Source organism: Arthrobacter sp. 10L430, from assembly GCF_056395245.1.
Genome location: NZ_JBFTJD010000012.1, coordinates 15,599 through 40,888, shown reverse-complemented (window position 1 = coordinate 40,888; position 25,290 = coordinate 15,599). Strand labels below are relative to the sequence as shown.

Genomic DNA, 25,290 nt, shown 5'->3' with positions numbered 1-25,290 from the left:
ATGGATTACTGGAACCGCTCACAGTCATGCGGCCCTCGATCGAATGAGCGGCAATAATGCAGACGGATAATTCAAGCTTTTCGACAAGGAGGACGAAATGCGTACGTCATTTCGTGCAGGCGCAGCAGTAGTGCTCGCCGCAGCCGCAATGCTCACCGCCGGGTGCTCCGGCGGAGCTCCGGCCAGTTCGCCCACGGCATCAGCCGCGGCAAACCCTGACCAGAAGGTGGAACTGACCTACTGGGCCTGGGCGCCGAACCTGGACAAGGTGGTCAACATCTGGAACAAGAAGAACCCCAACATCCACGTCACCGTCAACAAGCAGGACGGCGGCGACCCGGCCGTAACGAAGCTGCTCACCGCGGTCAAGGCTGGCAGCGGCGCACCGGACCTGATCCAGGCCGAGTATCAGAAGATCCCGACCCTGGTGGCCGCCGACGCTCTGGCGGACCTGTCCAAGACGCCCGCAAATGAAACCAAGAGCCACTTCCCGGAGGGGGTCTGGAATTCGGTGACCCTGGGCAGCGACGCCCTGTACTCGGTACCGCAGGACACCGGCCCCATGGTCTTCTACTACCGTGCGGACGTTTTCGAGAAGCTCGGCCTCGCCGTTCCCAAGACGTGGGACGAGTATGCTGCAGCGGCCAAGGCCGTCCACGCCGCTGACCCCAAGGCTTACCTTGGCACGTTCTCCTCGAACGATGCCGGCTGGTTCACCGGCATGGCCCAGCAGGCCGGAGCCTCGTGGTGGGGCATCGACGGAGACGCCTGGAGCGTCAAGGTGAATGAAGAGCCCACCCAGAAAGTGGCAGGCTACTGGGGCGGCCTTGTCCAAGACGGCGTCATCGACAACAAGCCGATGTACACCCCCGAATGGAACACCGCACTGAACACCGGCAAGCAGGTCGGCTGGCTCAGTGCCGCCTGGGGCCCGGGCGTGCTCGCGGGCAACGCCGGTGCAACGGCCGGCAAGTGGAAAGCTGCGCCCATGCCGCAGTGGGACGCCGCCAACCCTGCCACCGGCAACTGGGGCGGGTCCTCCACCGCGGTGACCGCGCAGTCCAAGAATCTCGACGCCGCAGCGAAATTCGCCACCTGGCTGAACACGGACGCTGAGGCCGTCAAGGCCCTGGTCACCGAAACCGGAATCTACCCGGCGGACTCTGCCGGGGCAGAATCGGCCCTGACGGAGGCGCCCAAGTTCTTCAGCAACCAGCCCGACTTCTACAAGGTTGTCGGTGACGCCGCCCAGAACGTCGGCTCCTTTACCTATGGCCCGAATGTCAACGTGGCCTTCAACGCCTACAACGACCAGTTCGCCAAGGCTGCACAGTCCAAGCAGAAGAGTGCCTTCCTTGATGCCGTGAGCAACATGCAGCAGGTCACCGTGGACGACCTGAAGAAGACAGGCTTCACCGTCAAGTAATGACCTTCCGGGAGGGCGCGCCGCGTCCTCCCGGAAGCCTTTCACCACCGACTACCGATACCAAGGAAGTGCACCCGTGGCAATGACCGTAACCAGGCCCGGCCCGGCGGCGAAGACCGCACCCGCCGGAGAACCCAGGCGGGCAAGGAACTTCAGATCACGGGTGCTCGTCCCGTACTCGATGCTCGCCCCCGGCATCGTCCTTTTCCTCGTCTTCATGGCGGCACCGATCGTCTACACCCTGGTGCTGAGTTTCCAGAAGAAGAAAGTCAGCGGGCTGGGGCTGGGCAAGGGCTCCCAGAGCCAGGTCTTCGCCGGCCTCGACAACTACATCAGCTCGCTCACCGACCCCGAATTCACCGCCAGCGTGTTGCGCGTGCTGCTGTACGGTGTCATCCTCATCCCGCTGATGCTCGGATTCGCGCTGCTGTTCGCCCTGTTGCTTGACTCCCGCCGCACCCGGGCCGGCAACTTCTCCCGCACCGCGATCTTCCTGCCCTACGCCGTGCCGGCCGTCATCAGCTCCCTGCTCTGGGGCTTCCTGTACCTGCCCGGCGTCAGCCCTTTCCACTTCCTGGCCCGCCAGATGGGCCTGGAGCTCCCGTCCCTGCTGGACCCCAATCTTGTAACATTCGCCATCTGCAACATCGCCCTGTGGGGCGGGGTGGGGTTCAACATGATCGTCATGTACACCTCCCTGAAGGCGGTACCGAGCGAAATCTATGAGGCCGCCAAGCTCGACGGCTGCTCGGAAATCCAGACGGCGCTGCGGATCAAGATTCCCATCATCGCCCCCTCGCTGGTGATGACCGCCCTGTTCTCGATGATCGCCACCCTTCAGGTCTTCGCCGAACCGACCACGCTGCGCCCGCTGGCCAACAGCCTGTCCACCAGCTGGTCGCCGCTCATGCTCGTCTACCGGGACGCCTTCACCCGCAACGACGTCTTCTCTGCCGCCGCGACCAGCATCGTCATCGCCGCGGCCACCTTCCTTATTTCCTTCCTGTTCCTGCGCATCGTGCAGAAGCGGGCCTTCGGACAGGAGAACTGACCGTGAGCACCACCGCCACCCGCCCCATGGCCGTCCGCGCCCAGGCCAGCCGCGATACCGGGACCCGGGAGAAGCCCAGCTTCCTCTCCACCGGAATCCTGATCCTGGGCGCGCTGTACTGCCTCTTCCCCGTCTTCTGGGTCCTGGCCGCCGCGAGCAAGGACGGCACGGAGCTGTTCTCCACCTTCACCCTCGCCCCCAGCACCCACCTCTGGGACAACATCGTCGAACTCACGGCATACCGCGACGGCCTGTTCTGGCGCTGGATGCTCAACACCGCCCTCTACGCAGGCATCGGCGCCGTCGTTTCCACCTGGGTCTCCGCACTCTCGGGCTACGTCCTGGCCAAGTTCGACTTCCCGGGCAAGAACGGCATCTTCAAGGTCCTGCTCATGGGAGTCCTGGTTCCAGGCGTCATCCTGGCCATCCCGCAATACCTGATGCTCGCCCAGGCCGGGCTGACCAATACCTACTGGTCCGTGCTGCTGCCCCAGATCATCAGCCCCTACGGCATCTACCTTGCCCGGATCTACGCCGCAGCGTCGGTCCCCGGCGACGTCATCGAGGCCGCCCGCACCGAGGGCGCCCGGGAAATGTACATCTTCAACCGGATCGCCACACCCATGATGCTGCCGGGCCTGGTCACCATTTTCCTGTTCCAGTTCGTCGCCATCTGGAACAACTTCATGCTGCCCTACATCATGCTCGGCGATGACCACCTGTTCCCGATCACCGTAGGCCTCAACGGCCTGCTCAACCAGGGCGCGTCGGCGCCTGCCCTCTACACGCTGGTCCTGGCCGGCGCTCTGCTCTCAATCATTCCGCTGGTCATCATGTTCCTCTTCCTGCAGCGGTACTGGCGGGTCGACCTCGCAGCCGGCGCCGTGAAGGCCTAGTCCTAGTTAGGCTTGAACCATGACTCACCCCCCGATGAAGCAGCGGCCCAAGATCGACGACGTCGCGGCCGAAGCCGGCGTGTCACGCGGCACGGTCTCGCGGGTGCTCAACGGGGGACACTGGGTCAGCCCCGCGGCCCTGGCCGCCGTCAACGCCGCCATCAAGAAGACCGGGTACCGGGTCAACCCGCACGCCAGGAACCTGGCGACGAACCGTGCCAATTCCGTGGCGTTCCTGCTCACCGAGTCCCACGACCGACTGTTCGAAGATCCGAACTTCGCCGTGCTCATGCGGGGCGCAGCCGACGCCCTCGCCGTGCACGACATCCCGCTGGTCCTCATCATGGCCGGCACGGACGATGAACAGCGCCGAGCCACCGAATTCCTCACCGCCGGGCACGTCGACGGCGTCCTCCTGGTTTCCTCGCACGGCAGCCGGAAAGGCATCATCTCCGAAATCATCGCCGCCGGCGTTCCTGCCATCGCCTGCGGGGTTCCGCTCGGATTCGAAAAGAAGATGGGCTACGTTGCCGCGGATGACTACGAAGGTGCACTGGACGTCCTGAAGCACCTGCGCTCGCGGGGGCGCAAGCGGATCGCCACGATCACAGGGCCGCAGGACACCTCGGGAGGCATCCGGCGGCTGGAGGCCTACCGGGCAGACCAGGGCGCTGACTTCGACGAAAGCCTGGTTGTCCACGGGGACTACAGCCGGGAAAGCGGGGCGAAGGGAATGCGGGATCTGCTGAACCGCGTCCCGGATCTGGACGCGGTTTTCGCGGGGAACGACCTCATGGCGCTCGGGGCCCTGGACGTGCTCAAGGAAGCCGGACTCCGGACGCCCGAAGACGTTGCAGTCGCGGGGTTCGACGACATTAATGTGTCGTCGGAAGCGGCCCCGGCGCTGACCACCGTGAGGCAACCGTTCGAACGGATCAGCGACGAGATGGTCCGGCTCCTGCTGGCCGTCATTGAGGGTCAGCGCCCGGCGGCCATCACCATCCCCACCGAACTGGTCATCCGCGAATCGACCTAGGACCGGCGGATAAGAGGCAGGGTGGCTGCCGCCCTGCCCAGGCCGACGCGCAGGATTACGCCGGTTTTTCCCCAGCACTCCAAGTTTCGCCGAAGGTTAGAGGCAGCTCCGGCGCTTCCAGCGGCACCGGAAAATACACTGGATTTAGCCAGATTCCGTCGCCCCACCCCGCGTCCCTAGGAACCCAAAATTCGTTCTGATTCTTTCCTCCGCTCTGCCCTCGCCACGCTACTGCTGACAGCACTGTCGGTGACCACCGCAGGAGTGTCCGCGGGAACCGCGGGCACTGTGCCCGCTTCCCGGTCAGGCGGGGGAGCCGCCCGCTACCTGGTGCGCTACGCCCCCGGGACGGACGTCGCGGGGGCAGCCAAGACCCTGCGCTCGCGGAACATCGCCGTCGGACGCACATTCTCGAAGGCGCTTCGCGGCGCCGTCGTGACAGCGACGCCCGCCCAGGCCGCAGAGCTGAAGAGCTCCGCGCAGGTGGCCGCCGTCGAAATTGATGCCCCCGTGACGGCCGCCGAAACCCAGCAGCCAGCCCCGTGGGGACTGGACCGCATCGACCAGCACGCCCTGCCCCTGTCCGGTTCCTACACGTCGGCTGGTTCGGGCTCCGGCGTGAGTGCCTACGTGATCGACTCCGGCGTTCTCGCCTCCCACAGCGAGTTCGGCGGCCGCGTCGCTGCGGGATGGACGGCCGTGGCCGACGGACGCGGAACAGGTGACTGCAACGGCCACGGAACGCACGTCGCCGGCACCATCGCCGGTAAGACCTATGGTGTTGCGAAGGCCGCCACCATCATTCCCGTGCGTGTCCTGGACTGCAGCGGATCCGGTTTCAACTCCGACGTGATCGCAGGCCTCGAGTGGGTGGCCTCCCACCACCAAGCCGGGACGCCCGCCGTTGCCAATATGAGCCTCGGCAGCACCGCCAGCGCCATGGTGGACGCGGCAGTACAGGGCGTACTCAACGACGGCGTCACAGCGGTGGTTGCAGCCGGCAATTCCGCCACCGATGCCTGCAACAGCTCCCCGGCCCGGGTGCCCGACGCACTGACCGTCGCCGCAAGTGACTCGTCGGACCGGCAGGCTTCGTTTTCCAACTTCGGCAGCTGCGTTGACCTGTACGCGCCGGGCGTGGGAATCACGTCGGCAGGGATCGCCTCGGCGACGGCGACTGCCTCGATGAGCGGAACCTCCATGGCGTCGCCGCATGTGGCCGGCGCGGCCGCTGCAGTGCTGTCGCGCTCGCCGGATCTGGCTCCCGCGGCGGTGGCGGCCCGGCTGATCTCCGGCTCCACTCCCGCGGCGATCACGGGCAGCGGGGCCGGAACACCGAACCGCCTGCTGTACTCGGACCCCTCCGCCCGCATCCTCACGGTCCCAACCGTTACCGCCCGCACGCCGGGCGCCAACGGCACCGGCGTGGCCGTCAGCGGCAACGTGACGGCCACCTTCAGCACAGCCGTCCAGGGAATCGGCGGCAGTTCCTTCATGCTGAAAAGCCCCGGCGGCGCCGTCATCCCGGCGGCGGTCACCTACAGTGCCAGCACGCGCACGGCCACGCTGAACCCGGCGTCCGGCCTTGCCAATGACACGAAGTACACCGCCACTTTGCTCGGCGGAACCGCAGCCGTCCGGGACGCCGCGGGTACTCCGCTGGCCACGACCAGCTGGACCTTCACCACGGGGCCGGCGCCTGTGATCACCGGGATGAGCCCCCGTCCCGGCGCCTCCCTGGTCCGGCGGTCGAGCAATATCGCTGTGACTTTCGGCGAAGCCATCCAGGGTGCAGGCACCGGCACCATCTACGTCAAGAACTCGGTCACCGGCGCGAAGATGGCCGCGACGGTCTCCCGCTACGGAACCACCAACCAATGGATCCTGAACCCGTCCGCCACGCTGGCCGCCAGGACCAGCTACACCGTTACCGTCACGGGTGGACCGGAGGCCGTCCGCGACCTCGCCGGCAACAGCCTGACGACGTACAGCTGGAACTTCACCACCGGTTCGCTGTGAAGTAGCAGGTTCGCTTTTAGCTTGCAGGCACAAAGACAGAGGACGACGGCGGCACTTGCGTGCCGCCGTCGTCCTCCCAGTCGCTAAACAGTCAGTGGGAAAGCCCTCGCGGACTGTTACCTACGCCCGTTGTCGACACGGATGTAAGCCGTGGGGCTCGTGTCACGGTCGGACCCCCAAGAATCGCGCTTCTTGTCGTTGTTCTTGAACTGGATCTTCACTTCATGGAACACCTTGACGAACTTGTCGCCGCGGTCAGCACGAACCTTCTCCACGTTGTAGACATGTTCGTCGCTGTCTTTGCCGACCCAGACCCAGCCCTTGTCGGACCCGATGCGATGGTCTCGCCCGTTTTCCTTGAACATTTTTTGCTCGAAGTAAACCCGGGTTCCCTTGTCGCAGTGGATCTTGAACGCGAACTTGACATCAACGGACTTGCTGTCCTTCTTGTCCCTGTTGTTGTTCCTTCCGTGGTCCGCAGTCGGCCTGTAGGCCGTGACGCTACAGTTGTCCCCGTTCGAATGGCGGGGCGCTGCTGCCGTCGCCGTGCTGGCAAAGGCAACGGGGCCGGCAAGCAGTCCCAAGGAAACTGTCGTAATCATTGCGAACCGGGCCGAGAAGGAATGGCGGCTTCGGATCGTCGGAGTTGTAGTCATTTCTACTCCTGCATTGATATGCAAAATTTTTTTGTGGACGGGCAGCACCGGCAGATCCCGTTGCGTTGGCAGGCTGAGTCAGCCGTTTGTGTCCCGTTATTAAAAAGGGCTCCCGTAAGCTACGGGAGACCAGGGGCCGGATTCATTTTCAAGGCTTTGTCCTTGGATCCGGTACTTCATTATCTTACGCCCGACTCTCGGTTTGAGCGCTTCTTTCCACCGATTTTGGTTGCGGGCGATCCTGGAGGCAAATGCGAACGGCCGACGACGGCCTAGGCGTCGTCGGCCGTTATGCGCTCTTATCTGCCTGCCGGCCTTATAGAGCTACCTGCCAAGGAAGCCGAGCAGGGCTTCGTTGACCTCGGCTGCGTGCGTCCAGAGCAGGCCGTGCGGGGCGCCGTCGATCTCCACGTATTCCGCGTCCGGCAGGGCCTTCCTGAACTCCCGGCCGGTGGCGTCGATCGGCAGGATGTTGTCCGCTGTGCCGTGAACGATCAGCGAGGGGACATCGATTTTGGGGATGTCGGCGCGGAAGTCGGTGATCCACGTGGGCACGGCCGCCAGGGAGGCAAAGGCTCCCGCACTTGAGGCCGTGTTCCAGCTGGCATTCACGGACTCCTGGCTAAGGCGGGGTGTTCCCAGGAAGGTCCCGCTGTTGTAGAAGTTCTTGAAGAATTCCGTGAAGAAGGCGTAACGGTCCGCCTTGACCGCCTCGGCGAGGCCGTCAAACACGGACTGCGGGACGCCGGTGGGGTTGTCGTCGGACTGGAGGAGGTACGGCTCCAGGGAACCGAAGAAGGCGGCCTTCGCTACCCGTGCCGAACCGAACATTGACAGGTAGCGGGCCACTTCGCCGGTGCCCATAGAGAATCCGACCAGCACGGCGTCGTTGAGGTCCAGGGTGTTGAGGAGGGTATCCAGGTCGGCAGCGAAGGTGTCGTAGTCGTAGCCGGTCGTGGGCTTGCTTGACTTGCCGAAGCCGCGCCGGTCGTAGGTGATGACCCGGTATCCCGCATCAAGCAGGGCCGCCGTCTGCTTCTCCCAGGACGAGCCGTCCAGAGGGTAGCCGTGGATGAGAACCACCGCCTGGCCGGTGCCGTGGTCCTCGTAGTAGAGCTCGACGTCGGTGCTGTTTTCCTGTCCAACGGTGATGTAAGCCATGTCAGCAGTCCTCTCGGTCTGGTGAGAACGGTCGTCCTCTACCGGTGGTACCAACCTATCCGGATCGAACGCCCGGCGGGAAAGCCGTCCAAGGGCGCCTTCCGGCAGGAATGGCAGCGGACGCGAAAGCGTTGCAGAGGTCATGAAACGTATCGGCTTCCTGTCCTTCGGCCACTGGGGCCCGGTCCAGGGTTCGCACACGCGGACAGCGCGTGATGCCCTGCTGCAGGGGATCGACCTGGCTGTCGCGGCCGAGGAACTCGGCATCGACGGCGCCTTCTTTAGAGTGCATCATTTCGCCCGCCAGCAGGCCTCCCCGTTCCCACTGCTCGCGGCCATTGCGGCCAGGACCAGCCGGATCGAACTGGGCACCGCAGTGGTGGACATGCGCTACGAGAACCCTTTGTACATGGCAGAGGAAGCGGCCGCCACGGACCTCATCAGCGGCGGCCGGCTGCAGCTGGGCATCAGCAGGGGTTCACCCGAGCCGGCGAAGAACGGTGCTGCGGCGTTCGGCTATCTCCCGCGCGACGGGGAGACCGATGCGGACATGGCCCGCCGGCACGCGGAGGAATTCCGCAGGGCTGTGGCCGGTGCCGGTGTGGTGGAAGCGGATCCCCGGTACGCCGGAGGGGCCACCGGCCTGCTGCCTATCCAGCCGCGCTCGGAGGGGCTGGGAGAGCGGATCTGGTGGGGTGCCGGAACCCGCAAGACCGCCGTCTGGGCCGCTCAACTCGGCATGAACCTGATGAGCTCCACCCTGCTCACGGAGGACACCGGCGTGCCCTTTGACGAACTCCAGGCCGAACAGATTGCATTATTCCGGGAGGCGTGGGCGGCAGCCGGTCACAGCCGCGAACCGCGAGTTTCTGTGAGCCGGAGCGTGCTGCCCCTCGCCGATGACGAGGATCGTCAATACTTCGGGCTCAGTGCCCTGCGCGAGAGCCGGGACCAGGTGGGCGCCCTCGACGGCGCCCTGGCCCGCTTCGGCAAGAGCTATATCGGCGAGCCTGACGTCATTGCCGGGCAGTTGGCCGCGGACGCCGCCGTGCAGGCGGCCGACACCCTCCTGCTCACTGTTCCGAACCAGCTGGGCGTCGAGTACAACGCCAAGATGCTGGGGACGATCGCCAGGCACGTCGCGCCGGCGCTTGGCTGGCAGCCGAAATCCTCAGGCGGGGTATCTGCCGGAAACCTGCCTACCGGCAGGCCGTGATCCGGTACAGCGCCCGGCCGCCGTCCGCAGCGACCTGCTCGAAGCCCTGATCCGTGGAGACGTTGTAGAAGCCGGGCCAACTTTTCAGGCTGGCGCTCCCGTGCGAGCCGCCCGCAATGTCCTGGTAGAAGTGCGTCGCCCCCACCTTGAGCAGGGCGGCGCAGACTGACTTGTCCGTGTGCAGGCGGTTGAAGCCGGTGCGAAGCAGCTCTTTGGCTGCGCTCGAAGCCGTCGCAGCGCCCAGCTGGGTGTAGACGACGTGCCTTCCCGTGAGCGCATAGAAATACGTTTCGCCGTTGAAGGGATCCCCGATCACCACGGCATCCGCGGGAAGCAGGGCTCCGGCACGCTGGATGAACGCCTGTTCGCCGCTGGACAGGACGCCATTGCCTGGCTTGGCGGAGACGGCGTAGTTCTGCGCAGCCACAGCGACCCGGTCAACCGACCGGTAAGCCGCCGAACTGAAATAGATCGCGCCGGTGATGACCATGACACAGCCGGTGAAAAGAGCCGCCGGCACCTTCCACCGCCCGGATACGGCGGCGTCGGGCCACCTGGCGGACACGGCCCGGATGACGGTCCCGGTGATGACGACGATGGTCAGCGCGGCCAGAATGCTCCCGGCCATGGCGATGAACGGAGCGATCCTTTGCGTGTCCTTATACCAAAAGCCGGTCAGCCACCTGAGGCCGTTCTCGGGTCCGGCCGCCAGCACGTAAAGCACCACGAACGCCAACCACGAGACGGCAAGCGGACGCGCTTCCCGAACGAAGACGGCAATGATCGCGCCGACGATGGCCAGCAGGCCCACCACGAGGTTGAAGTCATCCGGGGACGGGGTACGGAGGGCGGGAAACTGCGGAAGATCGAACAGCGCAAGATTAACGGAATCAGGAATCACTGCCCGGACCGCCCGGCGATACGCCATGACGCCCGCCAGCAGTTTGAAGCCGGCCAAGGCCGAATATAACAGCACCGCAGCGAGGACCGCCCCGGCAGTGGCGGCCCCGGTGATCCAGGGCCGGCGGCGGAGTCCCCGCAGGAAAAGCGGGAGGAGGCCAGCCGCCACAAACGGAAGAACAGCAACTGCCAGGGCAAAGATGGTGCTCGGATGGGCGGCAACGCAACCGCCCAGGGCCGCCGCGCAGACGACGCCCAGAAGTATATTTTGTCCGCGCGTGGTCACGCCGCGCTCTCCGGAGGTCAGCCGCCGCAGCAGCAGTATGGCCACCGCCGCGGTGGCAGGAACCAGGGCAGTGGCGAGGCCGTTGGGCCACTGCCCGCTGCGCAGCAGCTGGGCGAACGGGAAGCTGATGAAGGAGGCACCCAGCAGCGGCGTCAGCGCCCAGACTGCAGGATGCCGCGGCACGACCGCCGATGCCAGAAAAGCCAGGCCGATCGGCCAGATGATGCCGCCGATGACGACGGAGGACAGATTTGCCGCTGCGGTCACGTCAGGGAAAAGGGCCACCGCGCTGTGCCAGCCGGAGGGGTAATAGGTCGGCCTGCCGGCTCCGAAGATGGGGGCAATGCCCCACGGCGTTGCATTGCCCGATTCCTGGATCCATCGAAGGGCATTCAGGTGGAAGATCGGGTCCCACCCCTGCGACGCTGTCCCCGGGTTTCCGATGCCGCGCAGCAGCGCCCGGCAGGTCAGGACCGAGCCGACGGCCAGGCCGGCACCCACGCCGACCTTCGTGGATGCAGGGAGGGCGGGCGGCACCAGCGGTGTGCGGAATGCATAGCGCCTGCCGATGAGCCAGGGGAGCAGGACCAGCGGAACAGCCAGTCCGACGGCGGTTGCCGGGTTCCACGGGAGGTGCAAGGCCGCCGCCGCGAAGGTTCCCGCCATGTAGAGCAGCAAGGTGACGGCCGGGCCCAGCGCGACGGCGGCAGGCCATCCCGTCCTTAGCGGGAGGAGCGCAAGGGTTCCCGGGAGGAAAAACGCGGCCAGGAGGAGCAGGGTAGTCAGGGCCGGGCGTGCCAGCTCGGGTAGCCAGTCGAGCATGTCCGGTCAGTTTGCTCCGTGCCGGATCTTGTTCCTCCGGGACGTGCCCAGAGTGATTCCAAAGAGCTTGGCGGCATTGGCGGAACGTGAGCCTGGCTGGTCTTCCGCCCGGGGGTAGACCTTCGCGGCTTCTGCGTGCTTCTGCGACACGAGCGCCGCCACGCCGGCCTGCAGGGATCCGCGGTGCGGCGGCATCCCGGGCTCGTCAGCACCCATCGCGAGGGACCACCCGCTTCCCAGCGCGGCCACCGACTCGTGTTTGACGTCGTAGTAGCCCTCTTTCATGCCGACGGCGATGCCGCGCGCGCCGGCGGCGGCAGCGAGGAGATGGAAATGGAAGCGGCTCGTGATCCAGGTCTGGCTGTCCGAGAGCGGAAGGCCGTGAGTCCAGATGTGTGAGAACGGCAGGAACCGCTCCTCGGGGATGAGATCGGCCATAAGCTCGTAGGCCGCGCGGTCGCCACCGGGAATGGCTTCGATGTAGAAGGCCTTGCGGCCCTCGCCGGCGGCCTCTTCCACGGCAGTGCGCGCCAACGCGACGGCTGTCTCGAACCGCTCCGGATCGGCGGTGTCGCTTTGAATACACACGTAGAGCGCAGCCTCTCCCCGGGCGCGGGCGACTTCCCCGGCCACCCCGAGGAACGCGTCATCCAACCCGCGGTCGACTCCGTAGGCCGCTGCCCCGGCTTCATCCCTCGCCGTGACATGGCTGAATCCTTGGAACAGGGGCATCTCGGCAGGCGCGGAGGTCACCAGCGGCATGAGTCCCTGGCCGGTCGCGACGAGTCGTGCACCCGTCAGGTCGCGGACGGCGCGCATGGCGACGACGAGTCCCGCATGGTGCGACCAGTTCTCGTTGATGTAGCCCCCGCCCATGAGGTGGAGCGATTCGGCTTCCCGCAACTTGAGGAGGCCAAGATCGTAGGACGGGGAGCCGAGCCCGGTGACACGGGCTCTGATGGTGTCCGCCGAGGTCTCGATGGGAACGTCGGCGTTTTCGTGAACCAGCCGCCAGAGCGTGTTCGTTACGCGCAGCCGCGGATGCAGCCCGTCGAAGAGGACCTGCGCGAGGCCTGGCTGTGGGCAATCCAGCCAAACCTCGGCGTCGGGCCGCTCGACCGCCAAATACCTGAGCCAGGCGGCGGCAATGAATTCGTCGCCAAAGTTGGGATTGCCCGAGGGGCCGATCAGATAAATGAGACCCGACTGCATGGTGAAGACTATAGCGTTCCTGACCGGCCAAGGCCTGACTCCTTACGGACAGAGTACGAGGATGACGCCGGCGGACGGCGCCGGATCTACAGGGCATGGTCTGTTGAGACCGACAGGCGTAACCTACTGGCAAAGCAGGGATCCTCCGGTTGGGGGTGAGTTCCATGGAAAAGAATGACGACGACGGCGCCGCCCCCCGCGGGCGCGCTCTTCCGGCGGAAGGTCCGGGAGCAGCCGGTCGGACTGAACCTGCAGCATCCTTCCGGCTGGCCGCAAGCCTGCTGTTTGCCGGCGTCGTGCTCTCCCTGGCGGCCGGCATCCTTCATCCGGAGGGTGCCAGCGCGAATGACCACGTAGCCGCCTTCACGGAGTATGCGGCCAGCGACCTGTGGATCGGCGTCCATCTGGGCCAGTTCGCGGGCATGGCGGTCCTCATAGCCGGGCTGTTTGTCCTGGGAACCACACTCGACGACGTGCCGGGCCATGCGCCCTGGACGGCGCGCCTCGGAACACTGGCGGCGGCTGCAGCGCTTGCCCTCTACGGCGGGCTCCAGGCGGTGGACGGCGTGGCGCTCAAGCATTCGGTGGATGCCTGGATCGCGGCGGAGGGGCCGGAGAAGGCCCTGCGGTTCGCCGCGGCTGAGGACATTCGGTGGCTCGAGTGGGGAATGCGAAGCTACCAGAGCTTTGTGCTGGGCGCCGCCCTCGTGCTCCTCGGCTTCGCAGTGCGGACGGCGCGGCGGATTCCCAGGGCGGTGGGCTACCTCATGGCCTTGTCCGGCGTGGCCTACGTTGTCCAGGGCGGGGTCATTGGCGCAGAAGGATTTTCCAGCAGCAACACCGTGCCGACTTTGGCGGGGATCGTGCTGATCGTGGTCTGGACTGCCTGGCTTCTCGTCAGCTCCCTCCGAAGAACCCAGGGCACCGGACCTGGGCGCACATAGACTGGTTCCGCTGCACTGCCGCCAAGGGCACGCGGCGTTTCTTGAAGCGCGGGCCTTGAGGCGGCGCATGATCGGCAGTTCCGAGTGAAAGGCAGTTCCATGAGCGACCCCAACAACCCGACGCACGAATCCGCGGGCCTTGAAGGCCCCGGCGACCCGGACGCCGTCGATCCCCGGCAGCCCCACCCTGAGGCGGGCAAAGCGGGGAACATCCGTGAAGAGCAGCTGACCCAGGCGGCCGGTACCGTGCCGGCGAGCTACGTGGGAAGCGGCGCCCCGGACGCTGAGCACAAACCGGAAGAAGCTGCGGACGAGTCGGGCATGTGGGACTCGGAGGAAAAGTAGGCCGGGACTGTCCCGCCCACGCGGTCAGAACCAGGGAATAACGCGGTCGGCGCGGTGCCGGGTGGCTTCAATGAGCCGAGCGTTGGCTTCGTCGGATCCGCCGGCCCAGGCCTCAGCCGCGGCGCGGTCCATGCCGAAGAGGATGTGCCGCTCCACGAGCCGCGAAAGGCGCAGATCCGGGGGAGTGTCGATGAACCACACCTCGTCCAGCTGGGACCGGACGTGGCGCCACTGCGGCTCGTCGGACAGCAGGTAGTTGCCCTCGGTGATGATGAGCGGCACGCGCGCGGGAACCGCGATGGACGCGGCGACGGGTTCATCGATCGAGCGCCGGAAGTCCGGTGCGTAGACAACGTCTTCGTCCCGCCGCGCCAGCCGCTGCAGCAGCGAGAAGTAGCCGCCGACGTCGAAGGTGTCCGGAGCGCCCTTGCGCTCCTTCAAGGGCGTACCGTCGATGACGGCGTTCCCCAGGTGGAACCCGTCCATGGGAACCACGAGCGCCAATCCGGGCCCCATGGTTTCCGCGAGGCGGGCGGAGAACGTGGATTTTCCGGAGCCGGGGGCACCGGCCACCCCGAGCAGGGTCCGCGTTCCATTGGACAGCCGGAGGCGCAGTTCGGCCACGGCCTGCCGGATTTCCGGGGAGTCGAAGGCCCGGAGCGCGGGCGGCTGGGCGTTGCGCGTTGTCATGGAAAGAATCCTAGGCGAGGTCCGGCGCGGACGTGAGCGGGTCCGGCGCTTCAGCCGGCGGATCAGTCCAGGGGAATCGTCACGGTCACTGCCGTGCCCGATCCTGGTTCCGAGTCGACGGCTACTGTCCCGCCGGCTTCCTGCACCGCCGCGTGCACGGTCCGGTGCCCCGCCGACCGGGGACCCGATCCGCAGCCGTTGTCCGCAACAGTAAGCCGGATACCGTGGAACACGGCGGCGAGCCTTACCGTCACGTCGGTGGCATGCGAGTGCCGGAACGTGTGGCTCAGGGCTTCCTGCGCAGACTGGTACAGCAGGATGGCGCAGCTTGCCGAGATCTCCACGCCGTGATGGGGCGTCTCCCAGTGGACGCAGGTGCCTTGGCGGCGCAGCGGTGCCGTTAGCCGGTCGATGCAGCCGGCGAGCCCGAGCCTGTGGAAGTCCACGGGTTCAGGATCCGTGATAACTCCCCCGACCTCGGTGACTTCTTCGAGAGTTGCTGCGTTGTTCATGGTGCCCGCGCTTCCTTGCGGCTCTTAATGCGTTCCCCGAGGGAGCCGTTCCCAACAGGCTGATGGATCAAGGGTGGCGCGGGCGGATCAGGCTTAGCGCGGGATTTCCTCAGGATCGGATCAGCTTTTCACCGGGTCAATATTTACCGGGCAAATGTCGGCTGGTCCAATGTTCGCCGGGAGGCTTACTACTGGGCCAGGGTCCAGGGCTGGAGCGCCTGCCGCGGGTACGTGACAGCGTCAGCGGCGTCAAGGACTTCCAGTGCTGTCATGTGGGCCGCGGCCGCGACGTCCCGGATGGGCTTGCCGTGCGTCACCGCTGCCGCCACGGCTGTTTGCAGGGTCACCGCTGCAGGCTCGTGCTCTGCACTCTCGGATTCCAGCGTGGCAGCGGCTTCTTCCACGGCCCGGATGTCGTCATCGTCCATCAGTGCGCTCCTCTTCTCTGCTTCATTGCAGTACCGCCGGCGGCGCCCTCAGGGGTACGTTGCCCCGAAGACGTCACTTCATCCTGATAGAAACAATAGGACAGACAAGTCTGTCTCGGCCAGTCCCAAGGTAGAGTATTTCTCTAATGAACACACCTGATACCACGGAGGGCACCTTGCTGCCCCAAGGTGTTCGTGCTGCGCAGAACGAACCCCTGCACCGGATACTCTCCACTGCCTACGAGCTGTTTTCCCGCCGTGGCATCCGCGACGTCGGCATCAACGAGCTGATTGAGCGTTCCGGCGTGGCCAAATCCACGTTTTACCGGCATTTCCCGTCCAAAGATGCACTGGTTCTTGCCTTCCTGGCCCTCCGAGATCAGGTATGGACCGTGGATCTCATTGTCGCCGAAGCCCGGAGCCGCGGGAACAGCCCCGAGGAACGGCTGCTCGCCATCTTTGACGTGTTCGGCGACTGGTTCCAGCGCGATGATTTCGAGGCCTGCACTTTCATCAACGTCCTCCTTGAGATGGGCCCCGAGCATCCGCTGGGGGAAGCCAGCATCGGCTACCTCGCCCGGATCCGCGGCCACCTCCAGGCGCTTGCGGAGGAAGCGGGCCTGCGCGACACCGAGGAGTTCGCCCGCTCCTGGCACATTCTGATGAAGGGCTCCATCATTTCGGCCACCGAGGGTGACTTCCTGGCGTCCAAACGCGCCCAGCAGATGGCTGGCTGGCTGATCGCCCACCACCGGAGCTGACGCCAGGGCAAGGCTGGCGCCGGCAGGCAGCGCCTCGGCCCACGGGTATCGTACGCCGGGAGAGTCAGCCACCCTTCTTGCCTTTGCCCTTGTTGGAGCCCTTGGCCCGGTTGTCGGTGGCGGGCTGCGTGGTCACGGCCGGTTGGGGAGTCAGGGCGGCGGGAGCCTGGTGGGCGGCGGCGTTTTGGGCGGTGGCGTTTTGGGCCGCGGCCGCCTCTGCGGCGGCTTCCGCTGCCGCTTTGGCGGCGGCGGCCTTATCTGCGGCCGCTTTGGACGCAGCCGCTTTCTTTGCTGCAGCCGTGCTGGCGGCGGCTTTGGCCGTAACCGCCGCCCGGAGGTCAGCCCGGACGGCGTCGATGGCTTTCATGATGCTTTGGTGCCGCTTGAAGGACACGTCACCATTTGCCGCAGCCCGGGTCAGGTGCTCGGCCAGCTCATCGAGGATCCGGAGCCCGGTGGAAGGATCCTCGTTCGCAGCCGCCGTGCTGACGGCCAGGACCTGGGCCTGCAGTTCCGTGCCGGTCTTGGAGTCCAGGTCCGGGGCGGCTGGAGCGCAGCCGGCCAGGGCGGCAACCGCGAGACCGGCGGCAAGAAGTCGCGTGCCAACGCGCAGCCGACCAACCTTGCTGCCCAGCGAATCCATCATGGTTTCCCTACGTTGCCAACCGGTACCCGCCGCTGGGGCGTTCTGCCCCAGCCCGCGGCGCCGCCTGAAACGGCAGCCGAATAAATCATAAGCCTACTTAGCTTCAATAGCGGACGGGGTGGTCGGCCATGAGTGCCGCGAACTCTCGAGGAGGTGGCACAGAAGGGCCTGTTCCGGACAGCCAGGGTGTGCAGCCAGATGGCGCACCAGCCGGAGCCTGACGGCGGACTGGGGATCCGTGGCCGAAATGATGTCCAGGATGAGATCGATGACCTGCTGGCGCATCTCCGTCCGATCCCGACGGCCGTGCGGGCTGCCCCACGGTGCACGGGGGCGCGCAGGTGCTTCGAGTTGGAGGAGTCGGGGTCCCGAGGCTTGCGATTCGCGCTCCAGCGGATCCGGGAGATTAGCCGTCATCACGGCCTCCGTGGTGATCGCCGCCGCGCCGGGCAGGCCTGTCATCTCTTCCGCCGCCGCGCCGGGCAGCCCCGTCATCGCCGCCGCCGCGCCTGAGCCCGCCCTTGTCGTCTGGGATGCTGGTCCCGCTGGCCGGGGGGACCGCCGACCCGACTACAGCAGCCAGGGCGGGCTCGGCTGGCACGACCACAGCGGCAGTGACGGGCTCGGACGGCACGACGAAAGCGACCAAAGCGGCATTGCTGCCGGCGGTACCCGGTTTACGGCCGGGGGGCGACGCTGCGCGGGTGGGCTTGGGTACAGCCGCAACCGGCATCGCCGTGGAGCCAGCGGGTATGTCCGCGCTTGCCGCCGGGCCCATGGCGGTCACGTTGGGCACCACAATGCCGGGCCTTTGGATCTGGGCCGGTTCGGCCAGGGCTTCGCTCCAGACATTGAATCCGGCAATGGCCATCAGGGGAAGGCTTAGGAGTAACAGCTTCTTCATCGGGGCGCCCCTTTCAGCGGCTTCACTGCCTGACTCCCGCCACTATCCGCGGGTTCTCCTGTGAAAATCTCGGCACGCCATCCCCCCTATGGGGTCGTGAAGGGGGGAACTGGGGGGTCAGGGGTATTGGTGGACCCCCGCATGGAGGAGTTTCTGGGTTTCCATCAAGAAATTCCCGGTTTTCATAAGGAAGGCCATCAGGAAAACACACACCTGCCGGGGCCTGGGGGTCCCAAGGTTTTAGCCCTCGTAGTGTGTCTTAGCGGACCTGCCCGAGCTGCAGATCCCGGGTGGCTCCGGTTTTCCTAGGACTCACAGGGCCTGCCAGAAGGGCTGCGCGGGGGCACCCGCGCACCTAGGCTGGGTAGGAACGTGACCGGCGGGACTCCGCCATGACAGTCCACACCCGGGCCGGCCGTCAGACCGGGCCGGCCTGCACACCAAGCCAGAGGAGACCACCATGAGAATTGCTGTAACAGGGGGAAGCGGAAAGCTGGGGCGCAGCGTGGTCCGCCGGCTCACAGAGGACGGGCACTCCGTCCTGAACCTGGACCGGGCGGGAGAGAGGAGCGCCGCGCATGCGGTCGTGGACCTGCGCAACTATGGCCAGGTACTGGACGTGGTCCTGGGCCTGGACGACCGCCACCGGGGGTTTGACGCAATCGTCCACCTCGGGGCGATCCCGGCGCCCGGGCTCGTGCCGGACGCCGCCACCTTCGAGAACAACATGCTGTCCACCTACAACGTGTTCCAGGCGGCCCGCAGGGCCGGCATCAAGAAGGTCGTGTACGCCTCCAGCGAGACGGTGCTGGGACTGCCGTTCGACGTCGACCCTCCCTACATCCCGGTGGATGAGGAATACCCGGCGAGGCCGGAAAGTACCTACTCGCTGGTGAAGCACCTGGAGGAGCAGATGGCGATCGAGATGACGCGGTGGGACCCGGAGCTCAGCATCACCGGGCTGCGGTTCTCCAACGTCATGGACCCCGAGGACTACGAGGAGTTCCCGTCCTTTGACGCTGACGCGACGCTGCGCAAATGGAACCTCTGGGGCTACATTGACGGACGCGACGGCGCCCAGGCGGTGGCGCGCGCCCTCGAGAGCGGGAAGCCCGGCTTTGAGGCGTTCATCATCGCCAACGAGGACACCGTCATGAGCCGCTCCAGCGCGAGCCTGGCCGCCGAGGTGTTCCCCAACGTCAAGGTAACCAGGGAGCTGGGCGAGCACGAGACCATGCTCTCCATCGACAAGGCCAGACGGCTCCTGGGTTTCGCCCCCGAGCACACGTGGCGGACCTACCACTCCAACCGCACCACCCCCACCGAAGACTGACCACCGAGAACTGACCACCGAGGACTGAGGAGAACCATGCAATACCGCACCCTGGGCAACAGCGGGGCCGTCGTGTCCAACTACGCGCTGGGCACCATGACCTTCGGCGCCGAGGCCACGGAGGAAGCGTCCCACGCCATCCTGGATGACTACGCGGCAGCCGGCGGCAACTTCATCGATACGGCGGACGTGTACAGCTCCGGCGTGTCTGAGGAGATCATCGGACGCTGGCTCGCGAAACGGCCGGAAGCCAAGGACCAGGTTGTCCTTGCCACGAAGGGCCGGTTCCCCATGGGGAAGGGCCCCAACGACCTGGGCACCTCCCGGCGCCATCTCACCAAGTCCCTGGATGATTCGCTCCGGCGCCTCGGCGTGGAGCAGATCGATCTCTACCAGATGCACGCCTGGGACCCCATCACGCCGCTGGAGGAGACACTGCGGTTCCTCAACGATGCCGTCAGCAGCGGGAAGATCGCGTACTACGGGTTTTCCAACTTTCTGGGATGGCAGCTGACCAAGGCCGTCCACCTTGCGAAGGCGCACGGCTGGAGCGCTCCCGTGACTCTCCAGCCGCAGTACAGCCTGCTCGTGCGGGAGATCGAGTCGGAGATTGTGCCCGCCTCGCTGGACGCGGGCATCGGGCTCCTGCCCTGGTCACCCCTTGGCGGCGGCTGGCTGTCCGGCAAGTACAAGCGGGACCAGCCGCCGGCCGGAGCCACCCGTCTGGGCGAGAACCCCACGCGCGGCATGGAAGCCTGGCAGGCCAGGAACGACGACGAACGCACCTGGGAGGTCATCGGAACCGTCGAGAAGATCGCCGCGGACCACGGCGTCAGTGCCTCCCAGGTGGCCCTCGCGTGGCTCGCGGACCGTCCTGCGGTCACGTCCGTGATCCTCGGGGCCCGCACTACCGAACAACTGGCGGACAACCTGGCGGCGGCAGATCTTGAGCTGACCTCTGCGGAAACCGAGAGGCTGACGGAAGCCAGCCAGCCGCGCGTCGGGGTTTATCCGTACGGGCTGATGGCGCAGGAGCAGCGCAGCAGGAAGATTGCCGGCGGCCGCTAGGCAAATCCACAATCGCCCCGGTGGCTGGATGCCACCGGGGCGTTGTTGCGCGACCTCTGAACTGACGATCCTATGAACTGACAGGTTGCACGTCGTCCTGCCGGATCTCCTCGCCGGGCAGTGATTCCTCGGCCGGTTCCTCAGCCTCGGCCGGTTCCTCAGCCTCGGCCGGCCGGTTGAGGTCGGTCAAGGGCACCGGATCCGGCCTCACCGCCGTGCTCTGAATGGGGACGGCGGCTCCGCTGTGCGCTGATACGAGCATGGCTTCCATGATCTCGAGCGCGTGGAAGGCCAAGACCCCGCCGGCGCGCGGCTCGCGTCCCGCAGGCGTGCCGGCGAGGTCCGCTATGCCGAAGCCGCGGCCCGCATCGAGGTAGCCGGCGGACACCGGCAGCGTCTCCCAGGCGTCAGAGCCGAGCAGGAACAGCTGCACGTCGCCATCGAAATGGTTCGGATCCGGAACCACCAATGATCCTTGCTCGCCGTGGACCTCGATGTTGGGGGACTTGGACTGCACAGCGTCAAAGCTCATCACCAGCGTGGACAGCGCGCCCGAGGCATGAACCAGAATTCCGGTGACGTGGGAATCGGTGTTCACGGGGACCGTTTCGCCCATCCGCGGTCCCGACCCGATGGTGCGCGCGGGCCGGGTGTGGCTTGCGGCGCCAATCACGGACACCACCGGTCCCAGCAAGGTGACGAGGGCACTGACGTAGTACGGACCCATGTCCAGCAGGGGTCCGCCGCCGGGCTGGTAGTAGAAGTCGGGGTTGGGGTGCCAGCGCTCATGGCCCGGAGTCACCATGGTGGCGGTGGCCGAGACCGGTGCCCCGATGAGGCCGTCGTCGATGGCTTTTCTGGCGGTCTGGATGCCGGTGCCCAGGACCGTGTCGGGTGCACACCCGATGCTCACTCCCGCCTTGACGGCCGCCTCAAGCACCTGCCGGGCTTCCGCCACGTTCGCTGCCAGCGGCTTTTCTCCGTAGACGCTCTTGCCTGCTGCGATGGCCCTCAGCGCGATGTCCGCATGGGCTGCCGGAATGGTCAGGTTCAGGACAAGGTCAACGTCCTGGGCAGCCAGCAGTTCGTCGACGCTGACCGCCCGTACGCCGCCGTAGCTGTCCGCCACGGCCCGGGCCCTCGCGGGATCGAGGTCCGCCACCGCCACCAAGTCGACGCCGTCCAGCCCGCGGAAACTGGCGAGATACTGGGCGATGATTGCCCCACAGCCGATGATTCCTACTTTTAGCGACTTGCCCACAGCAGGCCCCTTTCAATGATCGTGCGGACGTTGGTGTCCTGAAGGATTTCCACCCGGTGCCCCGGTGTGGCGACGAAGATGCGGCCTTCTCCCCACTGCCGGGTCCAGATCGCAGGGGAGGTCACTTCGCGGTGCCAGGGGTCCCATTCGCGGACCTTCTGGGTGGTGGTGGCGAGGACGTCGATGTAGTCGTCCGAGAGCACCCAGTACTGCTCGGTGACGAGGTCGAAGTCACTCAGGCCCTGGGTGATGGGGTGCTGGGCAGCGGCGGGAAGCATCCGGACGGTGTAGGGCACATAGTTGTCCGACTGTTCCCCGGTGAGTTGGTCCGGGTGCTTTCCCGGATGGCAGGCGAACTGGCCGCCGATCAGGTGCAGGTAGTCGGAGTTGTTGCGGTAAGAATCCGCGATGCCGCCATGCCAGCCGGCCAGGCCGGTGCCGTTTTCGACTGCGGCGCGCAGGCCGGCGAATTCTTCCTTTTCGATGGTGGTCATCGTCATGCACTGCATGATCAGGTCGACTCCGGACATGTACGCGCTGTCCGCATAGATTTTCGGGGACTCCTCCACGCGGACGTCGTACCCGTTGCCTTTGAGGAACGGGATGAAGAGTTCCGTGGCTTCGAACGGCTGGTGGCCGTCCCAGCCGCCGCGGACCACCAGGGCTGTCTTGGTTTCTGTCATGGGATGCTTCCTTAGTTTTTAACGTTGTGCCAGCGGCTGGAGTCGGCGGCGCTTGCCTCGACGGCTGCCAGGACCTGCTGCACCTGCAGTGCATCGGCGAAGGACGGTTCCGGCTGTCGGCCGGTTGCTATCGCGGTCACGAGATCCACCACCTGGTGCGTAAACCCGTGCTCGTAGCCCAGCCCGTGGCCGGTGGGCCACCAGTTGGCCGCGTACGGATGCTCCGGCTCGGTGACGAAGATCCGCCGGAAGCCGGCGTCGGGCGATTCGGTGGCGTCGTAGTACGAGAGCACATTCATCTCCTCGAAATCGAAGGCCAGTGATCCCCGGCTTCCGTTGACTTCCAGACGCATGGCGTTCTTCCGCCCCAAGGCGTAACGGGTGGCTTCGAAGCTCCCCAGCGGACCGCCGTCGAACCGTGCAGTGAACAGTGCGGCGTCATCCACGGTGACGGTTCCGCGGGGCGTGTCCGCGCCGGCGTCGCCGTGTCCGCCGAGTCCCACGAGATTGCCGGCGAGTGGCCTCTCCGGAACGAAGGTCTCCGTCAGGGCCGACACGCCGCTGATTCGTTGGCCCGTGATCCATTGCGCGGCGTCGATGCTGTGCGCACCGATGTCACCCAGCGAGCCGGACCCGGACTTGGACTTGTCCAGCCGCCAGGTCATGGGGGCGTTTTCATCGCTGAGCCAGTCCTGCAGATACTGCGCCCGGACGTGCCTGAGGGTGCCGAGCCGCCCTTCGTCCACGAACCTCCTGGCGAGGGCAAGGGCGGGCGTCCTGCGGTAGCTGAAGCCGCACATCGATAAGACGCCGCGGTCGGCCGCGGCTTGCGCCGCCTCCGTCATCCTTTCCGCGTCGGCCACGGAGTTGGCCAAAGGCTTCTCACACAACACGTGCTTGCCTGCTTCGAGGGCGGCGAGCGCTATCTCCGTATGAGTGTCCCCGGGCGTGCAGATGTCGATCAGGTCGATGTCGTCGCGTTCTATCAGGCGGCGCCAATCCGGTTCGGTCGAGGCCCAGCCGAGCTTGGCGGCGGCTGCGTTCAGCGCTTCCGGGTTACGGCCGGCGACGGCGGTCAGTTCGGGTTGAAGCGGCAGGTCGAAAAACCTGGGCGCGGTCCGCCAGGCGTGGGAGTGGGCTGCACCCATGAAGGCGTAACCCACCATGCCGACGCGCAGCGTCTGTGCGGCTGTCATTGAGGTCCTTTCGTAAGGCCCGGCATGCTATTTGCTGAATCCGGCGGTCAGTCCGCTGAGCAGCTGCCGGCGGGCGACGACGTAAATCACCAGGAGGGGCAGGGTCGCCAGGACCACTGAGGCGAGAATGGCGGGGATGTTCACGCTGAACTCACCCTGGAAGGCCCACAGCGAGAGTGGCAGCACCCTCGTGGACGGGCTTTGCGTCAGGATCAGCGGAAAGAGGAAGCCGTTCCAGACGTGCAGGGCGTTGTAGATGCCGACGGTGATGACGGCGGGCTTGGTCATGGGAAGTGCCAGCCGCCACAGCATGGCCCAGTCGGAGCAGCCGTCCAGGCGCATGGACTCGAACAGCTCGTTGGGCACATCCCGCATGAAGTTGGACAGGATGAGGACGGAGACCGGAATGGCAAAAGCCACGGACGGCAGGATCAGCGCCAGCAGGGTGTCGTACAGGTGCGCCCTAGTGATCATCCAGTAGATGGGGATGATGGTGGCATGGAGCGGGATGGCGAGACCCAGGAGGAACAGGTTGTTCGTCCAGTTAAGGAACCGGCTCTTGCCCCGGACGATTGCGTAGGCGGCCATGAAGGACACCACCAGGGCGGGGAGCACCGTTCCAAGGGTGACAATGACGCTGTTGGTGAAGTACTTGACGAAGTTGTTGTCCAGCACCAGCTTGTAATTGTCCAGAGTGGGCTCCGCCGCCGGGAGCATCGGATTGGACGTGAAGAATCCCGCCTGGTTCTTGAGGCTGGTAATCACCACGTAGTAGATCGGGACGATGATAATCGCCAGCCAGAGCCAGCCGCCCGCGCCGCCCAGGAGGTTTGGACGCCGGCGTCCCAGCCCCTTCGTGCGGGAAGCCGGCGTTGCGGCGGGCGGGCCGGTGACGGTCGCCGGAGGGACAGGGAGCTGAGTCGTGGAGGCCATCAGGCACCTTCCAGTTGGCTTGCGTTGCGGTTCTTGCCGCCGAGGCGCTGCAGGAGGAGGGCAAGTCCAAGACCTATGACGATGAGGATGACGCCGAGGGCACTGGCGGCTCCCATGTCATTGGCCTTGAATCCGGTCAGGTACATGTGCAGCGGCAGCAGCCGCGTACTGTAGCCGGGTCCGCCGCCGGTGAGCACAAAGATGAGGTCGAAGTAGGCCAGGCTGCCCACCACCATGAGCGTGGAGGACGTGATCATGGTGTACTTCAGCTGCGGCAGGGTGATGTTCCAGAACTGCCGGAACCGGCCTGCCCCGTCAATCTCCGCCGCTTCGTAGAGTGAAGCCGGGATCTGGCGCACGCCGCCCTGGTAGATCAGGGTGTGGAACGGGACGAATTGCCAGGCGATCACGAAGACCACCACGAACAGCACCAGATCGGAATTGCCCAGCCAGTCCTGGGTCAGCAGGGGCAAATGGAAACCGGGCCCCAGGCCAAAGTTGGGGTCGAGCAGCGCTTTGAAGGCAATCGCAACGGCAGCCGAGGAGAGCAGCAATGGCAAGAAGTAGAGGACGGCCAGGGCCGCCCGGTATTTCTGCCCGCCGGCGGTGAAGACGCCGAGCAGCAGGCTCACGGGCGCCTGGACAATGAATGAGAAGAACATGATCTTTGCTGTTACGAGAAGGGCGTTGCCGGTCACCGGATCCGTGAGGACGGTGGCCCAGCTGGACAGCCCGTCCAGCTTGATCTCCCGGAGACCGTCCCAGCTCGTGAAGCTGAGGAACACCACACCGAGGAGCGGAATCACGGCGAACAGCAGGAAGAAGACGAGGGCCGGCGCCGCCAGCCACCCCGAAGGGCCCGCGTCGCGGACCCTCCGGGCAGGAGAACTGAGGGAAGTCATGGT

At 65.9% G+C, this 25,290-nt stretch carries 26 protein-coding genes; 11 read left to right on the top strand and 15 right to left on the bottom strand.

Translation table 11 applies throughout. The features are described 5' to 3' along the window. Positions 1–97 precede the first annotated feature (97 nt). The 5 genes from AC1DDG_RS12455 (at position 98) to AC1DDG_RS12435 (ending at position 6,428) form a co-directional block, all read left to right on the top strand. Positions 98–1,426, top strand: a complete 1,329-nt coding sequence (locus tag AC1DDG_RS12455) for an ABC transporter substrate-binding protein (RefSeq protein ID WP_230118597.1) — start codon at positions 98–100, stop codon at positions 1,424–1,426. Between the two features lie 82 nt (positions 1,427–1,508). After that, positions 1,509–2,477, top strand: coding sequence for a carbohydrate ABC transporter permease (locus tag AC1DDG_RS12450; protein ID WP_230118615.1), 969 nt, complete (start codon positions 1,509–1,511; stop codon positions 2,475–2,477). 26 nt (positions 2,478–2,503) lie between these two features. Beyond that, the gene (locus AC1DDG_RS12445) at positions 2,504–3,373 is read left to right on the top strand and encodes a carbohydrate ABC transporter permease (RefSeq protein WP_230118616.1); all 870 of its coding nucleotides are present in this window, start codon (positions 2,504–2,506) and stop codon (positions 3,371–3,373) included. 19 nt (positions 3,374–3,392) lie between these two features. Beyond that, positions 3,393–4,409, top strand: a complete 1,017-nt coding sequence (locus AC1DDG_RS12440) for a LacI family DNA-binding transcriptional regulator (protein ID WP_230118598.1) — start codon at positions 3,393–3,395, stop codon at positions 4,407–4,409. Positions 4,410–4,658: 249 nt separating this feature from the next. Continuing rightward, positions 4,659–6,428 (top strand): S8 family serine peptidase, encoded by a 1,770-nt coding sequence (locus tag AC1DDG_RS12435; protein ID WP_476876302.1) that lies wholly within the window; start codon positions 4,659–4,661, stop codon positions 6,426–6,428. A gap of 116 nt (positions 6,429–6,544) precedes the next feature. Here the strand turns inward: AC1DDG_RS12435 and AC1DDG_RS12430 are convergent, their stop codons facing one another. Together AC1DDG_RS12430 and AC1DDG_RS12425 are read right to left on the bottom strand one after the other, a co-directional pair. Further along, positions 6,545–7,084 (bottom strand): hypothetical protein, encoded by a 540-nt coding sequence (locus AC1DDG_RS12430; RefSeq protein ID WP_230118600.1) that lies wholly within the window; start codon positions 7,082–7,084, stop codon positions 6,545–6,547. 324 nt (positions 7,085–7,408) lie between these two features. Next, the gene (locus AC1DDG_RS12425) at positions 7,409–8,245 is read right to left on the bottom strand and encodes an alpha/beta fold hydrolase (protein WP_230118601.1); all 837 of its coding nucleotides are present in this window, start codon (positions 8,243–8,245) and stop codon (positions 7,409–7,411) included. A 142-nt stretch (positions 8,246–8,387) separates the two neighbouring features. Between AC1DDG_RS12425 and AC1DDG_RS12420 the strand changes: the two genes are divergently transcribed. Next, on the top strand, positions 8,388–9,461 hold the full coding sequence (locus AC1DDG_RS12420) for an LLM class flavin-dependent oxidoreductase (protein ID WP_230118602.1): 1,074 nt from the start codon (positions 8,388–8,390) through the stop codon (positions 9,459–9,461). Here the strand turns inward: AC1DDG_RS12420 and AC1DDG_RS12415 are convergent. Further along, complete coding sequence (locus tag AC1DDG_RS12415) at positions 9,445–11,469, bottom strand: DUF6541 family protein (RefSeq protein ID WP_476876301.1); 2,025 nt, start codon at positions 11,467–11,469, stop codon at positions 9,445–9,447. The genes AC1DDG_RS12420 and AC1DDG_RS12415 overlap by 17 nt on opposite strands. 6 nt (positions 11,470–11,475) lie before the next feature. Continuing rightward, the gene (locus AC1DDG_RS12410; protein ID WP_476876300.1) at positions 11,476–12,681 is read right to left on the bottom strand and encodes a polysaccharide pyruvyl transferase family protein; all 1,206 of its coding nucleotides are present in this window, start codon (positions 12,679–12,681) and stop codon (positions 11,476–11,478) included. A gap of 164 nt (positions 12,682–12,845) precedes the next feature. On the opposite strand from AC1DDG_RS12410, the gene AC1DDG_RS12405 reads away from it, so the two are divergent. Then, positions 12,846–13,625: a DUF4386 domain-containing protein gene (locus tag AC1DDG_RS12405; RefSeq protein WP_230118605.1), complete on the top strand. Its 780-nt coding sequence runs from the start codon at positions 12,846–12,848 to the stop codon at positions 13,623–13,625. Positions 13,626–13,724: 99 nt separating this feature from the next. After that, positions 13,725–13,970, top strand: coding sequence for a hypothetical protein (locus tag AC1DDG_RS12400; protein WP_230118606.1), 246 nt, complete (start codon positions 13,725–13,727; stop codon positions 13,968–13,970). A 24-nt stretch (positions 13,971–13,994) separates the two neighbouring features. On the opposite strand, the gene AC1DDG_RS12395 is transcribed toward AC1DDG_RS12400, so the two are convergent. The 3 genes from AC1DDG_RS12395 to AC1DDG_RS12385 all read right to left on the bottom strand — a co-directional run bounded on the left by AC1DDG_RS12395 (position 13,995) and on the right by AC1DDG_RS12385 (position 15,600). Further along, positions 13,995–14,660, bottom strand: a complete 666-nt coding sequence (locus AC1DDG_RS12395) for a nucleoside/nucleotide kinase family protein (RefSeq protein ID WP_230118607.1) — start codon at positions 14,658–14,660, stop codon at positions 13,995–13,997. 62 nt (positions 14,661–14,722) lie between these two features. After that, on the bottom strand, positions 14,723–15,172 hold the full coding sequence (locus tag AC1DDG_RS12390; protein WP_476876299.1) for a sensor histidine kinase: 450 nt from the start codon (positions 15,170–15,172) through the stop codon (positions 14,723–14,725). A gap of 188 nt (positions 15,173–15,360) precedes the next feature. Then, positions 15,361–15,600, bottom strand: a complete 240-nt coding sequence (locus AC1DDG_RS12385; protein ID WP_230118609.1) for a hypothetical protein — start codon at positions 15,598–15,600, stop codon at positions 15,361–15,363. Between the two features lie 146 nt (positions 15,601–15,746). Between AC1DDG_RS12385 and AC1DDG_RS12380 the strand changes: the two genes are divergently transcribed. Next, positions 15,747–16,361, top strand: a complete 615-nt coding sequence (locus AC1DDG_RS12380) for a TetR/AcrR family transcriptional regulator (RefSeq protein WP_230118610.1) — start codon at positions 15,747–15,749, stop codon at positions 16,359–16,361. A gap of 64 nt (positions 16,362–16,425) precedes the next feature. Here AC1DDG_RS12380 and AC1DDG_RS12375 read toward each other — a convergent pair whose 3' ends face one another. From AC1DDG_RS12375 to AC1DDG_RS12365, 3 genes are all read right to left on the bottom strand, one after another. Then, complete coding sequence (locus AC1DDG_RS12375; RefSeq protein ID WP_230118611.1) at positions 16,426–17,007, bottom strand: mucin-associated surface protein; 582 nt, start codon at positions 17,005–17,007, stop codon at positions 16,426–16,428. Between the two features lie 93 nt (positions 17,008–17,100). After that, on the bottom strand, positions 17,101–17,424 hold the full coding sequence (locus tag AC1DDG_RS12370; protein ID WP_476876298.1) for a hypothetical protein: 324 nt from the start codon (positions 17,422–17,424) through the stop codon (positions 17,101–17,103). Then, positions 17,414–17,911: a hypothetical protein gene (locus tag AC1DDG_RS12365; RefSeq protein ID WP_476876297.1), complete on the bottom strand. Its 498-nt coding sequence runs from the start codon at positions 17,909–17,911 to the stop codon at positions 17,414–17,416. Before AC1DDG_RS12365 ends, AC1DDG_RS12370 begins: the two co-directional genes overlap by 11 nt. Positions 17,912–18,371: 460 nt before the next feature. Between AC1DDG_RS12365 and AC1DDG_RS12360 the strand changes: the two genes are divergently transcribed. Further along, positions 18,372–19,244 carry an NAD-dependent epimerase/dehydratase family protein gene (locus tag AC1DDG_RS12360; RefSeq protein ID WP_230121367.1) on the top strand — a complete coding sequence of 291 codons (873 nt, stop codon included), beginning with the start codon at positions 18,372–18,374 and terminating at the stop codon, positions 19,242–19,244. Positions 19,245–19,280: 36 nt separating this feature from the next. Further along, on the top strand, positions 19,281–20,312 hold the full coding sequence (locus tag AC1DDG_RS12355; RefSeq protein WP_230121368.1) for an aldo/keto reductase: 1,032 nt from the start codon (positions 19,281–19,283) through the stop codon (positions 20,310–20,312). Between the two features lie 70 nt (positions 20,313–20,382). Here the strand turns inward: AC1DDG_RS12355 and AC1DDG_RS12350 are convergent, their stop codons facing one another. The 5 genes from AC1DDG_RS12350 to AC1DDG_RS12330 are packed head-to-tail and all read right to left on the bottom strand — an operon-like array spanning position 20,383 to position 25,287. Beyond that, complete coding sequence (locus AC1DDG_RS12350) at positions 20,383–21,573, bottom strand: Gfo/Idh/MocA family protein (RefSeq protein ID WP_476876296.1); 1,191 nt, start codon at positions 21,571–21,573, stop codon at positions 20,383–20,385. Further along, a complete protein-coding gene (locus AC1DDG_RS12345; protein WP_476876295.1) occupies positions 21,558–22,256 on the bottom strand; it encodes a ThuA domain-containing protein in 699 nt (232 codons plus the stop codon). The genes AC1DDG_RS12350 and AC1DDG_RS12345 overlap by 16 nt, the downstream gene beginning before the upstream one ends. Positions 22,257–22,267: 11 nt before the next feature. Next, on the bottom strand, positions 22,268–23,452 hold the full coding sequence (locus tag AC1DDG_RS12340; RefSeq protein ID WP_476876294.1) for a Gfo/Idh/MocA family protein: 1,185 nt from the start codon (positions 23,450–23,452) through the stop codon (positions 22,268–22,270). 27 nt (positions 23,453–23,479) lie between these two features. After that, positions 23,480–24,385 carry a carbohydrate ABC transporter permease gene (locus AC1DDG_RS12335; RefSeq protein WP_476876293.1) on the bottom strand — a complete coding sequence of 302 codons (906 nt, stop codon included), beginning with the start codon at positions 24,383–24,385 and terminating at the stop codon, positions 23,480–23,482. Then, the gene (locus AC1DDG_RS12330) at positions 24,385–25,287 is read right to left on the bottom strand and encodes a carbohydrate ABC transporter permease (protein WP_230121373.1); all 903 of its coding nucleotides are present in this window, start codon (positions 25,285–25,287) and stop codon (positions 24,385–24,387) included. Before AC1DDG_RS12330 ends, AC1DDG_RS12335 begins: the two co-directional genes overlap by 1 nt. Positions 25,288–25,290: the final 3 nt, after the last annotated feature.

Coding starts and splice junctions, on each gene's coding strand:
- AC1DDG_RS12390 (WP_476876299.1), bottom strand. CDS start 15,172: ATGAACAACGCAGCAACTCTCGAAGAAGTCACCGAGGTCGGGGGAGTT.
- AC1DDG_RS12345 (WP_476876295.1), bottom strand. CDS start 22,256: ATGACAGAAACCAAGACAGCCCTGGTGGTCCGCGGCGGCTGGGACGGC.
- AC1DDG_RS12360 (WP_230121367.1), top strand. CDS start 18,372: ATGAGAATTGCTGTAACAGGGGGAAGCGGAAAGCTGGGGCGCAGCGTG.
- AC1DDG_RS12395 (WP_230118607.1), bottom strand. CDS start 14,660: ATGACAACGCGCAACGCCCAGCCGCCCGCGCTCCGGGCCTTCGACTCC.
- AC1DDG_RS12455 (WP_230118597.1), top strand. CDS start 98: ATGCGTACGTCATTTCGTGCAGGCGCAGCAGTAGTGCTCGCCGCAGCC.
- AC1DDG_RS12440 (WP_230118598.1), top strand. CDS start 3,393: ATGACTCACCCCCCGATGAAGCAGCGGCCCAAGATCGACGACGTCGCG.
- AC1DDG_RS12450 (WP_230118615.1), top strand. CDS start 1,509: ATGACCGTAACCAGGCCCGGCCCGGCGGCGAAGACCGCACCCGCCGGA.
- AC1DDG_RS12445 (WP_230118616.1), top strand. CDS start 2,504: ATGGCCGTCCGCGCCCAGGCCAGCCGCGATACCGGGACCCGGGAGAAG.
- AC1DDG_RS12375 (WP_230118611.1), bottom strand. CDS start 17,007: ATGATGGATTCGCTGGGCAGCAAGGTTGGTCGGCTGCGCGTTGGCACG.
- AC1DDG_RS12400 (WP_230118606.1), top strand. CDS start 13,725: ATGAGCGACCCCAACAACCCGACGCACGAATCCGCGGGCCTTGAAGGC.
- AC1DDG_RS12340 (WP_476876294.1), bottom strand. CDS start 23,452: ATGACAGCCGCACAGACGCTGCGCGTCGGCATGGTGGGTTACGCCTTC.
- AC1DDG_RS12405 (WP_230118605.1), top strand. CDS start 12,846: ATGGAAAAGAATGACGACGACGGCGCCGCCCCCCGCGGGCGCGCTCTT.
- AC1DDG_RS12425 (WP_230118601.1), bottom strand. CDS start 8,245: ATGGCTTACATCACCGTTGGACAGGAAAACAGCACCGACGTCGAGCTC.
- AC1DDG_RS12335 (WP_476876293.1), bottom strand. CDS start 24,385: ATGGCCTCCACGACTCAGCTCCCTGTCCCTCCGGCGACCGTCACCGGC.
- AC1DDG_RS12355 (WP_230121368.1), top strand. CDS start 19,281: ATGCAATACCGCACCCTGGGCAACAGCGGGGCCGTCGTGTCCAACTAC.
- AC1DDG_RS12410 (WP_476876300.1), bottom strand. CDS start 12,681: ATGCAGTCGGGTCTCATTTATCTGATCGGCCCCTCGGGCAATCCCAAC.
- AC1DDG_RS12370 (WP_476876298.1), bottom strand. CDS start 17,424: ATGACGGCTAATCTCCCGGATCCGCTGGAGCGCGAATCGCAAGCCTCG.
- AC1DDG_RS12330 (WP_230121373.1), bottom strand. CDS start 25,287: ATGACTTCCCTCAGTTCTCCTGCCCGGAGGGTCCGCGACGCGGGCCCT.
- AC1DDG_RS12415 (WP_476876301.1), bottom strand. CDS start 11,469: ATGCTCGACTGGCTACCCGAGCTGGCACGCCCGGCCCTGACTACCCTG.
- AC1DDG_RS12380 (WP_230118610.1), top strand. CDS start 15,747: ATGAACACACCTGATACCACGGAGGGCACCTTGCTGCCCCAAGGTGTT.
- AC1DDG_RS12365 (WP_476876297.1), bottom strand. CDS start 17,911: ATGAAGAAGCTGTTACTCCTAAGCCTTCCCCTGATGGCCATTGCCGGA.
- AC1DDG_RS12430 (WP_230118600.1), bottom strand. CDS start 7,084: ATGACTACAACTCCGACGATCCGAAGCCGCCATTCCTTCTCGGCCCGG.
- AC1DDG_RS12385 (WP_230118609.1), bottom strand. CDS start 15,600: ATGGACGATGACGACATCCGGGCCGTGGAAGAAGCCGCTGCCACGCTG.
- AC1DDG_RS12420 (WP_230118602.1), top strand. CDS start 8,388: ATGAAACGTATCGGCTTCCTGTCCTTCGGCCACTGGGGCCCGGTCCAG.